Raw genomic sequence first — 12721 nt, 5'->3', positions numbered from 1 at the left:
CTCAGACGGCGAACAGTTCGCTGCGGGGAGTGTCGATCAGTGCCGTGATGGGCATCAGCGCCGATCCGAGCGCGACCGTGTCGCCGCCGAAGGACGCCGGGACGATCTCGAACTGGGTGCCCAGGCGCGTCAGGCAGTTGCGCCGCACCGCATCGGCGATCCGTGCGGATCCGTGCTCCATCAAGCGCATCCCGACCCATCCGCCGACGACGATGCGTTCGGGGTTGGTCAGGTTGACGACGCTTCCCAGCGCCGCGCCGAGCGCCTCCACAACCCCGTCGACGACGGCGCGCGCGTCCGTGTCGCTGTCCGCCGCGGCCAGCAGCGCGCCGATCGCCTGCCACCCCGAGCCCTCGAAGGAGCCGCCCCGCGTCTGCCATTCGGCGAGGATCGCATCGGCGCCGAGGTAGGCCTCGACGCAGCCGTTCTGTCCGCACCGGCAGCGCGCGCCGCCGACCACGATCTTCGTGTGACCCCACTCGCCGGCGCTGCTGAACGCGCCGTGCGCGAGGGCTCCGTCGCTGATGACGCCGAGCCCGACGCCGCGACCGAGGAGGGCCACGACGGCATGGTCGATTCCGCGTGCGGCGCCGTACCAGAGCTCGGCCCGCGCCTGCGTCTTGGCACCGTTCTCCGCGAAGACGGGCAGATCCGCATCCAGGTCGCGCGGGATCGGCCACGGCTCCCAACCGAGACTCTGGGCGTAGAGCACCTGGGCACCGTCGGGTCCGGTCTCCACCACACCCGGAAGCCCGAGCCCGATGCCGAGGACACGCGGCCACCGCTCCTGATTGCGCATGCGCAACGCGGCGATGGCTTCGACGAGATCGCGGTGGATGTCCGGCGGGGTCTCGTCGTGGCCTCCGCCGCGGAATTCGCGGTCGACCATCGTCAACGACAGGTCGAAGAGCTCGACGGCGACGCCGCGCTCGCCGACATCGACGCCGATCGCGTAGGCACCTTCGGCGCGGGGCGCGATGAGTGAGATCGGTCGTCCGCCGCGCGAGGAGACCGAGCCGACCTCGGCCAGCAACCCGTCATCGATGAGCTCGGAGGTGATGTTCGCGGCGGATGCCGAAGAGAATCCGCAACGCCGCGCGAGATCGGCCCGGGTCGTCTCGCCCTGCTGCAGCACGAAGCGCAGAGCGGCCGCACGATTCTGCTGACGCAGCGTCGTGACGGTCGCCGAGGCGGGCGCCGCGGAGGCGGCGCCCCGCGCCTGTGCACTCATGGTTCGACGATAGCCCGTCACATGCTCACCTCGAGCCGTCGCACCCGCACGCGCTCCGAGGCGCTGAGTCGGAGGCTGCCCTCGTGCCAGTCCGCCGTCACGGCGTGGGATCGGTCGGCGTCGACCCGCCAGGATGCCGGGCGGGACGAGAACGCGAACGCGAGGCGGTCTCCGGGGGCGATCTCCACCGGAACGTACTCGGCGGCAGCGTAGGCCGCCCCCGCCGTGTGATGCCAGAGGCCCTCCGGCAGCGGGGCGGCCACCTGCTCGGAGATCGAAGTCTCCGCCTCGCCGCCCACCCCGGCCCACGCCGGCAGCTGCAGAGCGGGGCGCGCGAACAGTGCATCGAGAACGGCCGTGCGCACGTCGCAGCGCTCGACGGGGACGGCCGCCAGGAACTCCCGCAGAATCCGCCACGCGTGGTCGGGGTCGAGCTGCACCGTCGGGTCGGCGATCAGCTCCCAGCCTTCGGGGGTGCGCGCGGACAGCGGCGAGGTGAGAGTGTCGAGCTTCTTCCAGGGCCAGAAGTTCCATCCGATCCCGTGGCGCTCGTACAGGCGCGTCGCCGCGTAGATCCACCCGGGCGTGTTCTCGCCACCTTCGCCCATGTAGATCGGCAGTCCCGCGTCGCGACGCAGCTGGAGGAAGTCGGCGATGCTCGTCTCGTCGGGGGCGCACCAGTAGCGGTGGAACTGCACGGCCTGGTTCTCGTCGAAGCGCACCCGCACCGGGTCGGGGTTGGTCGCCCAGTGGCTGCCTTCGTACATGAGCAGGTGATTCGGGTCGATCTCGCGGATCGCCGCGGTCAGCTCGCGGTAGAGATCGACGAGCTCGTCCTGGTAGCGGTGCTGCCACTCGTTCGGCAGCGGTTCGTTGAGGAGGTCGTAGCCGAGCACGGTCTCGCTGTCGCGGAAGCGACGGGCGATCTCGCGCCATAGCGCCACCGTCTGCGCGCGGTAGTGCTCCGCCATGAACAGTTCCGGGATGCCGTGCGGCGAATCGTCGATGTTCGTTCCGGTCTGCCCGCCGGGAGCGCCGTGCAGATCGATCAGTACCCGCAGACCGTGGCGCTCCGCCCACTCGACCGCCCGGGCGATCAGTGCGAAGCCGTCCTCTTGGAAGCTCCCGTCATCGGCGATCACGCCGCGCGCGTTGAGAGGCAGGCGGACGTGATCGAACCCCAGCTGCGCGATGAGCGCGAAGTCCCTCTCGGTGACGAACTCGTCCCGGAACCGGCGCCAGAACTCGGCCGCCCGCGCGGTGCCGACCAGCTCGGCGATCCGCGCTTCGATCTGGCGCGGAGAGGCCAGCTCGTCGCCGAAACGCCACATGTACCCTTCCGCGAGCAGCCAATTGCCGAGTCCCACGCCGCGAAGGAGCAGCGGTCCCTCGTCGTCGACGAGCTCTGTGCCGACGGCGCGGACGAAACCGCGGGGGCGACGGGGTGGTGTCATGGTGTTCCTCACGGGACGGATGCTCATTTCAGACCGGACAGGGCGAAGCCTTGGACGACGTAGCGCTGGAAGACGACGAAGACGATGAGGATGGGCACGACCATCAGCGTCGACGCCGCCATCTGCAGCGACGGGTTGGTGGAGATCTGCTGATTGAGCAGCGAGATTCCCACCGAGAGGGTGTAGAGCCCCTGGTCATTGGCGATGATCAGCGGCCACAGGAAGCTGTTCCATCCCGCGATGAAGGTGAGCACCACCTGCACGGCCAGGATCGGTCCCGACATGGGCAGGATGATCCGGAAGAAGATGCGCCACTCTCCCGCGCCGTCCATCCGTGCGGCCTCGAGGATCTCTGTCGGGATCGTCGCCATGAACTGCCGGAACAGGAACACGGCGAATCCCGACACCAGCATCGGCAGGGCGATGCCGATGAGCGTGTTCGTGAGCTTCATCCCGTTGAGGATGAGGTAGCTCGGGATCATCGTGACCTGGCCGGGGATCATCATCGTCACCAGCACCAGGAAGAACAGGGCATCTCTGCCGGGAAAGGCGAACTTGGCGAAGCCGTAGCCGGCCGCCGCCATCAGCAGCAGGCCCACCATGCAGATGACGACGATCAGCAGGGTGTTCAGGAGGTAGCGCCCGAAGTCCAGCTCGGTGAAGAGCTGGATGAAGTACTCGAGCGTCGGATTGCGCGGCAGCAGCTGCGGGGGGAACGCGACGGACTCGCTGCGCGGCTTGACGGAGGCGAAGATCATCCACAGGAACGGGAACGCGGTGATCAGCGCGCCGACGGTCAGCAGCGCGCCGATCACGATGGTGCCGGTGCGGCCGCGGCGCCGTCCGGCTCGGGTGCCCCGTCGTGCGTCCGACGTCTTTGCGAGGCCCCGTCCGCCGCGGGTGATGAGCTCAGTGGTCGACATCGGACCTCCTCAGGCGCAGCTGGACGATGGTGATCGTCGCGATGATCGCGACGAGGACGACCGAGCCCGCACTGGCGTAGCCGAACTGACTCGACGAGAAGCCCTTCTGATAGAGAAAGAGCGCGATCGACGTCGACGAACCCAGCGGTCCGCCCTTGGTGAGCACGAAGGGTTCGTCGAAGAACTGCAGCCATGCGATGACGGTGGTGATGGTGACGAAGAAGATGGCGAAGCGCAGCAGGGGGAGCACGATCGAGACGATGCGGCGCAGCCCCGAGGCGCCGTCGATCGCCGCCGCCTCCAGGTACTCCTTCGGCACGCCTTGCAGGGCCGCGAGGAAGATGATGACGTTCAGCCCGAGGCCGCGCCATACGGCGACCAGCCCGACGGAGAACTTCACGACCGTGGGGTCGGAGAGCCAGGGAACCGGCGGCAGCCCGACGAGCGAGAGCAGATAGTTGAACAGGCCGAACTGCGTGTTGTAGAGGTAGCCCCATACGAGAGCCACGGCCACGATCGCGGTGATGGCCGGGACGAAGTAGAACGAGCGCAGCGCGCGGAAGAAGCGGCCCTGCGAGCTGTTGAGCGCGAGCGCGATCGCCAGGGAGAGGACGATCACGCTGGGTACCCCGACGACCGCGAACAGAGCGGTGTTGCCGAGGGCCTGCCAGAAGTCGGGGTCGGCGAACAGCGCCGTGTAGTTGTCGCCGCCGATGAACTGGATCCGCGACCAGTTTCCCAGGCCTGCGAGATTCATGTCGGTGAAGCTCACGAGGAGCGCCACGGCGATGGGCAGGATGCCGAAGACGATGAGCAGGAGCATCGCCGGGGCGATGAACGTATAGGGGACGATGCGGTTCTTCATGGCCTCGTGGCCGGGGGTGCGCGGTGATCGGGTCACCGCGCACCCCCGGAGCTCAGTTCGCGGGGGTCCCCGCGGTGGTCGTGAACAGCGTCTTCAGTGCGTCGTCGCGGTTCGCGCCGGTGAGCACGATCGAGTTGAGCGCGTCGAGCAGCGCCTTGCCCGTCTCGCCGTCCCAGTTCGGCACGAGCGGCAGCAGGCGGGAGGACGCGAGCTGCTTCGTGTAGACCGACACCATGGGGTCGCCCGTCAGCGCGCTGTCGGCGAGCGCCTTCTTCACTGTCGGCAGCTGCCCGTCGGACTGGTACCAGCTCACCTGCACGTCGGGCTGCGAGAGGTAATCGAGCAGCTGAAGTGCGCCGTCCTTGTTCTTCGTGGAGCCCCAGACTCCGAGGTTCGACCCGGCGAGCAGCGACGTGTCCTTCGCTCCGGACGGCACGGTGGTCACGTTCCACTTCCCAGCCAGCTCCGGCGCCGACTGCGAGATGGCGGCCGCAAGGTAGGGACCGCTGACGAGCATCGGCGTGCTTCCCGTGATGAAGCCCTGCGTCTGGTCGAAGTCGCTGTTGGTGGGCACGCTCTTGTCGGCGTAGAGGCCGGTGTACAGGTCGACCGCCTTACCGAACGCGGGCGTATCGAAGTCGATCTTGCCCTGGCTGTCGACGATGTCGCCGCCCTGGTCCCACGTCATGATCACGGGCAGTGCGCTGTCCCATTGGGGGATGTAGTAACCGTACGAGCCGTCACCGCGGCCGCCCAGTGTCTTCGCGTCGGCGCGCAGCTGATCCCAGGTCGCCGGCGGAGTGCTGATACCCGCTGCCTGGAGGATGTCGCTGCGGTAGAAGAGAACGCGCGTGTCCGACACCCACGGCACGGAGACGACCTTGCCCCCGATGGCGGTCGCATCTCCGGCGACGCCGTCGACGAAGTTGGATGCCGCGAGGTTCTCGTGACCCGACAGTGCCGCGTCGTCGAGGGTGAGCAGTGCGCCGCTGTCGGCATAGGTGCGCAGCTTGGAGAGTCCGATCTGCAGCACGTCGGGGCCGTCGCCCGAAGCGACCGCTGTCGTGAACTTCTGGTCGACGCTGTCCCAGGGGATGGCGACGGTCTTCACGTCGATTCCCGTCTTTTCTTCGAACGGCTTGACCAGCGCATTGAAGTGGGCAGAGCTGTCGCCCATGACCCAGACGGTCAGTTCCTTGGCGGCGGTGCCGCCGTCGGCGGGTGCGGATGACGAGCATCCGGCGAGGGTGGCGGCCGTCAGGGCGGCGGTGCCCAGCGCGAGCCAGCGCATTCTCTTCATCGAGAGGTCCTTTCGGGGTGCAGGAGGTGCGGTGTCGAATCGGGATTCGGCGGCGAGAGGACGGGAAGAGACTCCCTCGTCCTTTCTCTACGACTTAGATTAAGGCATGTCCCATTGTCTGGCAAGAGGCGGAGCGGCGAAACGAGCGCAGGGGGCCGCCACGTCGCGACCCCCTGCGCCGATCGTTGTCAGTACGACGAGTAGACCGTCACCTCGTCGATAGACCACCACTGCGGCGCCACGCCCGTCTGGGTGATGCGGATGTACCGCGCGCTGACCGGTGCGATCGAGATCGGACGCTTCCATCCGTAGGCGATGCCCGTGGCGGCTGTCGTCCACGACGAGCCGTCGAGGGAGGTCTCGACGGTGAATCCGCGCGGATAGTCCCACGTCGACGAGCTGTCGGTCTGCACCGTGACCATCGCGACCGTGCGGGTCGAGCCCATGTCGATGCGGTACCACTCCCCGCCCGCCATGGCCTGGCCGCTCTTCCACGATGTGCCGTTGGCGCCATCGATGCCCGCACTCGGCGAGCTGCCCGCCGCGGTCGTGGACGCCGTCGCGGTCCAGCCGGTGTGGCTCACCGCGGACGGGGCGAACGTCGACAAGCCGCCGGCGTACTTGGCGATGGTGGCGACGAACCGCGCGTTCTGCGTGAAGTTGGCGGTTGCGAACTGCGACAGCTTCGACTGGAAGGTCGCCGCATCGTCACTGTTGATGACCGGCACCGGCTTGCGGTCGTCGTAGTACATGCCCCAGTAGGCGAAGCCGTCCTCGGCCGAGCCCTTGACCTTGTATGACCAGTTCGACCACGACACCTGCGAGGCGTTGAGTCCCGCCATGAACCGTGCCCAGACGTCGTCGTTGTAGTACAGGGAGTATTCGCCGTAGAGGATCGGCACCCCCGGATTCGAGAGCTTCGCAGCCAGTCCGCCCAGTTCGTTCGTGACGAGTTGGTTCTGGGCCGTCCAGTCCTTCGAGTTCGGCATGTCGTACGGGTGGTATTCGTAGACGACGTTCGTCCACCCGTAGGTCGACGGCGGTGCGATCTTGTCCAGGCCGAAGAACGCGCCGAGGAAGATCGCGTGATCCGCATCGATGGCACGTACGGCGGTGTACAGCCGGTTGTAGTAGTCGCTCTTCTGGGCCACATCGTCGCTGTCTTCGTTGTAGTCGATCAGCGGCTCGTTGATGAGGTCGTAGCCGGCCACCGCGGGGTTGCCGTTGTAGCGCGTCGCGATCTTCTTCCAGATGTCCTCCACCCAGTTCTGATAGGTCGCGCTGCCCCAGAACCCGTTGGGGTTGGGTCCGATGCGACCGCACGACCCCCACGGGCAGCCGCCGCCCGGCACCGTGTGGAGGTCGATGAGGACATAGATTCCGCGCGCCGCGGCTTCGTTCACGACCCAGTCGATCTTCGACCACGGATTCGACTTCCAGGTGCCGTCGAGATTGAGGAACACGTTCCACCCGATCGGCACACGGATGAAGTTCATTCCCGTGGCCTGGATCGCGTCGAGGTCGTTCGCCGTGAACCATGTGTCCTGATGCGTGCCGACGACCGAGGCGGTCGTCGTCGCGCCGAAGCGCGCGGTCATCGTGTTCGTCAGCGAGTAGTCGTCGTTGTAGAGCCCGGCGGTGAGCTCGCCGATCGACCACCAGTTGCCTGCGGAGCCGGTCTGAGTGAGGCGGAAGTACCGTGCTGCCTGAGCCGTGAACCCGATGGTCGACGCCTTCTTGGTTCCCGCCCCGGTTGCGACAGTGCTCCAGGAGGACCCGTCGCGTGAGAGCTGGAGCGTGTACCCGCGCGGCCAGTCGTCCTCGTCGGTGGTGTTCTTCGCGGTGTCGGTCGTGACGTTGTTCAGCGTGATGAGCGCGCCCATGTCCACGGTGACGGCCTGACCCGGCGCCTGGGCCGCACCGGTGGTCCACCGCGTCGAGGTGGTGCCGTCGATCATGTTCGACGGGGAGGCGCCCAGCGAGGAGGTGACGACCCATCCGCCGCGATCGAGGGAGGTTCCGCTCGAGATCGCGACCTCGGCCACCGACCACCACTGCGACGAGGTGCCGTTCGAGGTGATCCGAAGATAGCGACCGTTCTTGGTCCCTTGGAAGTCGGCCTGCACGACGCGATTCGCGCCGTAGCCGCTCGCGACCTTCGTCCAGTTCGCGTTGTCGTAGGACGTGAAGACGTCGTAGACCCGCGGGTAGTCGTTCGCGGTGGTCGCGCCCGCATCGAACAGGACTTTGTCCATGTCCACGTTGCGCCCGAGATCGATCGTCAACGACTGCCCGGGCGCCTGCGGGGCACCGCTCTGCCACACCGTGGAGACGTTGCCGTCGAGCGTCATCTGGGCGTTCGTGCCGGGGGCGTTGGAGGTCGCCGTCGCGGTATGCGTGCCGTTGAACAGGACCGGGTCGCTGTAGAGGTTGATCTCACCGACCGACCACGCAGCGGCCGCGGCGCCGGTCTGTGTCACCCGCACGTAACGCGCGACCTGCGGGGCGAACTTCACCGTCGTGAGACCGTCCGTGCCGGGCTGGGCCGCCACGCTGGTCCAGGTCGAGCCGTTGGACGATGTCTCGATGTTGAGTGCTCGCGGCCACTGGCCCGCGTTGGCGGTGTTGTCGATGGTGAGCCGGTTGAAGAGAGTGGGCGCCCCCAGGTCGAGACGAATCCACTCCCCGCCGGCCTGATTCGCGCCGGTCGTCCACCGGCTGGTTCCCGATCCGTCGAGGGCGTTGGCCGGTGCTCCCGCGGACGCGGTTGCACTCCAGCCGGTGCGGTCGGCGGCGAACTCGCCGAGGGGCGACATCCAGTCCTCCTGGGTGAGCCATCCGCCGATGTTCGTGCCGCGGAGGTTCACCGCGGCGCCGGTCCCCGACGATTTCTTCAGGACGTTGCCGCTGGCTTTGAGGAAGTCGGCGGAGGTGAGGGCGGCGGCATGCGCCGCCGTCACGGGTAGGACGGCAATGGCCGCCACGGCCGCAGCTGTCACCAGCGCGGCGAGAACACGTCGTTTCACGATCCTCCTTGATCAGTGCGGAGCATGGCTGCGCTCCGTCGCTGGTCAGCATCGCGAGACGACGTCTACTTTGTCAAGGACTTAAAATAAGCCCAGCACTTACTGGGGCTCAGAGTGCGGCGTCCTGCTTGGGGATGAAGACCTTCTTGATGATCAGCAGGATGGAGGCGGTCACGGGAATCGCGACGAGCGCGCCGAGCAGGCCCATGAGCGTCCCCCCGACGAGCGCGCCGATCACGACGAGGGCTCCCGGCACCGCGATGGCCTTGTTCATCACCTTCGGCGTGAGCACGTATGCCTCGAGCTGCATGTAGACCAGATACGCGACGGCGAAGATGAGCGCCGACAGGGGGCTGGCGAAGAGCGCGACCACCGAGGCGATGCCCCAGAACAGCACGGTTCCGACGAGCGGAATGATCGTGAGGCAGAAGGCGACCACCGCCATCAGTGCGGGGAAGGGGAGGCCGAGAACCGTGTACAGGATGAAGCTCACGACCGCGTTGAAGAAGGCGAGCACGACCATGCCGCCCAGGTAGCCGCCGACCGACTCCGTGATCTGTTCGGTCAGATCGGCCGTGAGTGCGCGACTGCGGGCGGGCACCATGCGGTAGAACGCCTGCTTGATCTCCGGCAATGACGCGAGGAAGTACAGGCTCAGCACGATGATGATGATCATCCCGGAGATCGTCGTGCCGATGGAGATGCCGATCTGCAGCACGCCCCCGCCGATCGCCGCCAGATGGCCCGGATCGGTGAGGAACTTCTGCACCTCGGCGACGATCGCGGGCACCTGGTCGCCGAACTGATCACGTGCCCAGTGGTAGAGGTCGGTCTGCTGGAACGACGTCACGAGAGTCGGGACGTCCGTGATGAACTGGGCGATCTGGCGCACCACCGTGGGCACGATGAGCCACAGCACGGCCACGAGCAGCAGCGCCAGGGCGAAGTACACGATCACGATCGCCCAGGCTCTGCCGACGCCGTGCCGCTGCAGGCGCTGCACGACGGGGTTGAGTCCGAGAGCGACGAACAGGGCGAAGGCGACGTAGATCCACACCGTGACCAAGCTGGTGACGGCCATGCCCAGCAGGATCGCCACCAGGCCGCCGAGCGTCAGGAAGAAGCCCACGACGAAGGGGCGGTTCAGGGTCGTCCACACCGCGCGTCCCGTGTGCGGGCGATGCGCAGCAGCCTCGGACGACACCGCACCGTCGGTCGTTCTCGCCCGGTCGGAGTCCGCCGCGGTCTTCGCCCCACGCCGGAGGGAACGCGGGCGGGGCTCGTTGGATGCTGCTGCCATGGTCACACTCTAGGGCTGTCAGCGGATGCCGCTGGGAGAGGCGGTAATGTCGGCGAGGACGAGAGGAAGCCCATGACCGACGCCGCCGTTCACCTGCAGCGCCTGCGTGCCAGCATCGACAACATCGACGCGGCGCTGATCTTCATGCTCGCCGAACGCTTCCGCTGCACGCAGCAGGTCGGGGTGCTCAAAGCGGAGCATCGGATGCCGGCATCCGACCCCGCTCGCGAAGAGCAGCAGATCGCGCGTCTGCGTCGCCTCGCTCTCGAGGCCGACCTCGATCCCGAGTTCGCCGAGAAGTGGTTCAACTTCGTCGTCGCCGAGGTCATCCGCCATCACACCGCCGCGGCGGCCGCCGACTGATTCCGGCGCCCGTCCGGCGGCCCCGATGCGTCAGGGGATGGCGCGGCGCAGCGTGAGGAACGACGCGGCACCGAGGATGCACGTCAGCACGGCCAGCACCGCGGTCAGCCCCATCGGCCCCAGGTCGGCGAGCCACGTCCACACCGTCGCCCAGGCATCCATCCGCCCGACGAGCCACAGGGCGGCGATCAGCAGCACCCCCACGCCCAACAGCGTGAGCGTCAGCCCGAGAGCGCCGAAGCGGCGGTAGAGCGTCGCGCCCCAGAACCCGGCCACGAAGAGCACCATCGCCACTACGGCGAAGAAGAGCCCGGCGCCCCCGGGGCCGGCGGTCCACACCCAGTCCAGCGAGAAGAAGTAGCCGTTGACACCCCAGCCGCCCGTGGCGCGTTCGATCGCGCCGCCGACGGCGAAGACGGCGCCCAGCAGGACGGCCGTCACCAGTGCCGCGAGCATCGTGCCGAAGAAGAACTCCCGGCGCGTGATGCTGAGGGCCTGCGAGAACGGGAAGGTGTAGCTCAGCGACATGATGCCCAGGCCGAAGAAATACCAGATCGGAGCCTGGCTTCCGCCGCCGTACTTCGCCCCGCCGTAGGGGATGAGCGCGAAGATCGCGATCGAGAGCACGAGGCTGACGACGAGGATGAGCAGCGGCAGCCACACGAACGTGTACTTGTTGACGAACTGCATCCGGGTGACGGTGAAGACCCGATTCATCGGCGTGCTCCTTCGGCGGTGGTGGCCGCGGCGGCGTTCGCCGTGGCCGAGGATTCGGCATCGTGCTGGGTCAGGCGGACGATCAGCTGCTGCAGAGAGACCGCACCCACCTCGAGCCCGGATGCCGCGAGCTGCGCCCGGTCCTGGATGCCGAGTTCGCCGAGAACCGTCGCGCTGGCCACGCGGCCGAGGCTCTCGCGGTGGAGTACCTCGCGTCCCGCGGTGAAGGCGTCGACGGCGACGGCGTCGCCGATGATCGTCGAGGCCCGGCCGCGGACGGCATCGGTCTCCTCGTCGAGGATGATGCGCCCGCGATCGATGACGATCACCCGTTCGATGAGGTCGGCGACCTCGTCGATGAGGTGACTGGACAGCACGATGGTGCGGGGATGTTCGGCGTAGTCGGCCAGGAGGCGGTCGTAGAAGATCTGGCGGGCGACGGCATCCAGTCCGAGGTAGGGCTCGTCGAAGAACGTCAGCTCGGCGCGCGAGGCGAGTCCGATGATGACACCGACCGCCGACAGCTGCCCGCGGGAGAGCTTCTTGATCCGCGTCTTCATGGGCAGCTGGAACGCATCGATGAGCTCGTCCGCGAGATCCTGGTTCCAGTGCGGGAAGAACATCGCCGCCATCCGGAAGGCGTGGACGGGTCGGGCGTCGTCGGGATAGCGCTGACTCTCGCGGACGAAGCAGATCCGGCCCAGCACGCGGCTGTTCTCGTACGGGTTCTCGCCGAAGACGCTGACCTCGCCGCTCGTCGCGAAGTTCTGGGCGGTCAGGATCGACATCAGGGTTGTCTTGCCGGCGCCGTTGCGGCCCAGCAGGCCGTAGATGACGTTGGCTTCGAGCGTCAGCGACACCCCATCCAGGGCGGCGGCGTTCCTATAGCGCTTGACGAGATCGGTCACCTGGACGACGGTCATCGGGCGCCTCCTTCCGTGGTCGATGTGATGTGGGCGGCCGCGTGGTCGCGGACCATCGTGGCGAGTTCGTCGGCACTGAGGCCGAGCGTGTGAGCTTCTGCGAGCAGAGGCTCGATGAACCGGGCGGCGAAGGCGGCACGCCGCTCGGCCCGCAGGCTCTCGCGGGCGCCGACGGCCACGAACATGCCGATTCCACGGCGCTTGACGAGCACGCCCTTCTCCACGAGCATGTTCACTCCTTTCGCGGCCGTGGCCGGGTTGATGCGGTAGAACGCCGCCAGTTCGTTGGTCGACGGCGCGCGTGTGTCTTCGGGAAGGCTCCCGTCCACGATGGAGTCCTCGACGCTCTCGGCGATCTGCACGAAGAGCGCTCGTCCCTCATCGATCACGTGGCCTCCCGGCATCCAGTGAATTGGTTAGTTACTTGACTAAGTAACCACATAACGCTGGCGACGTCAAGCGCTGCCGGAGCGCCTCCGCCTTCGCGTGCGCGCGATAGCGAGAAGTCGGCGTCGCGTCCAATTTGCGTGCGCATTCACCCGGATGAAACGGTGGTGGCGGCCCCCACGCGGGGTCGACCCCCAGACCAGTCCGCGACCGCTGTCGTGCCCGTTGGCAC

General features: G+C 67.4%; 11 protein-coding genes. 1 reads left to right on the top strand and 10 read right to left on the bottom strand.

Features of this window, described 5'->3' with window-relative positions; translation table 11 throughout:
• Position 1: 1 nt before the first annotated feature.
• From PP359_RS08220 to PP359_RS08190, 7 genes are all read right to left on the bottom strand, one after another.
• Positions 2-1231 carry an ROK family transcriptional regulator gene (locus tag PP359_RS08220; protein ID WP_499250315.1) on the bottom strand — a complete coding sequence of 410 codons (1230 nt, stop codon included), beginning with the start codon at positions 1229-1231 and terminating at the stop codon, positions 2-4.
• Positions 1232-1248: 17 nt separating this feature from the next.
• Positions 1249-2685, bottom strand: coding sequence for a glycoside hydrolase family 5 protein (locus PP359_RS08215; RefSeq protein WP_499250314.1), 1437 nt, complete (start codon positions 2683-2685; stop codon positions 1249-1251).
• A gap of 23 nt (positions 2686-2708) precedes the next feature.
• Complete coding sequence (locus tag PP359_RS08210; RefSeq protein WP_112932219.1) at positions 2709-3608, bottom strand: carbohydrate ABC transporter permease; 900 nt, start codon at positions 3606-3608, stop codon at positions 2709-2711.
• The gene (locus PP359_RS08205) at positions 3595-4509 is read right to left on the bottom strand and encodes a carbohydrate ABC transporter permease (protein ID WP_239640092.1); all 915 of its coding nucleotides are present in this window, start codon (positions 4507-4509) and stop codon (positions 3595-3597) included. The genes PP359_RS08210 and PP359_RS08205 overlap by 14 nt, the downstream gene beginning before the upstream one ends.
• A gap of 16 nt (positions 4510-4525) precedes the next feature.
• Complete coding sequence (locus PP359_RS08200; protein ID WP_499250313.1) at positions 4526-5773, bottom strand: extracellular solute-binding protein; 1248 nt, start codon at positions 5771-5773, stop codon at positions 4526-4528.
• A 188-nt stretch (positions 5774-5961) separates the two neighbouring features.
• On the bottom strand, positions 5962-8799 hold the full coding sequence (locus tag PP359_RS08195; protein WP_499250312.1) for a discoidin domain-containing protein: 2838 nt from the start codon (positions 8797-8799) through the stop codon (positions 5962-5964).
• A 109-nt stretch (positions 8800-8908) separates the two neighbouring features.
• Positions 8909-10099 carry an AI-2E family transporter gene (locus PP359_RS08190; RefSeq protein ID WP_112932223.1) on the bottom strand — a complete coding sequence of 397 codons (1191 nt, stop codon included), beginning with the start codon at positions 10097-10099 and terminating at the stop codon, positions 8909-8911.
• Positions 10100-10171: 72 nt separating this feature from the next.
• Between PP359_RS08190 and PP359_RS08185 the strand changes: the two genes are divergently transcribed.
• Positions 10172-10462: a chorismate mutase gene (locus PP359_RS08185; RefSeq protein WP_036288797.1), complete on the top strand. Its 291-nt coding sequence runs from the start codon at positions 10172-10174 to the stop codon at positions 10460-10462.
• Positions 10463-10492: 30 nt separating this feature from the next.
• On the opposite strand, the gene PP359_RS08180 is transcribed toward PP359_RS08185, so the two are convergent.
• From PP359_RS08180 to PP359_RS08170, 3 genes are read right to left on the bottom strand one after another with little or no spacing between them, the layout of a single operon-like run.
• Positions 10493-11179: a hypothetical protein gene (locus tag PP359_RS08180; RefSeq protein ID WP_499250311.1), complete on the bottom strand. Its 687-nt coding sequence runs from the start codon at positions 11177-11179 to the stop codon at positions 10493-10495.
• Positions 11176-12102 (bottom strand): ABC transporter ATP-binding protein, encoded by a 927-nt coding sequence (locus PP359_RS08175; protein ID WP_295817875.1) that lies wholly within the window; start codon positions 12100-12102, stop codon positions 11176-11178. Before PP359_RS08175 ends, PP359_RS08180 begins: the two co-directional genes overlap by 4 nt.
• Positions 12099-12491, bottom strand: coding sequence for a GntR family transcriptional regulator (locus tag PP359_RS08170; RefSeq protein ID WP_036288828.1), 393 nt, complete (start codon positions 12489-12491; stop codon positions 12099-12101). Before PP359_RS08170 ends, PP359_RS08175 begins: the two co-directional genes overlap by 4 nt.
• Between the last annotated feature and the right edge of the window lie 230 nt (positions 12492-12721).

Origin of the sequence: Sphingomonas sp. BLCC-B65, from assembly GCF_028550675.1 — a bacterium.
Classification (GTDB): Bacteria; Actinomycetota; Actinomycetes; order Actinomycetales; family Microbacteriaceae; genus Microbacterium.
The sequence above is the reverse complement of the archived record's forward strand: the minus strand, read 5'-3'. Positions and strand labels throughout refer to the sequence as shown.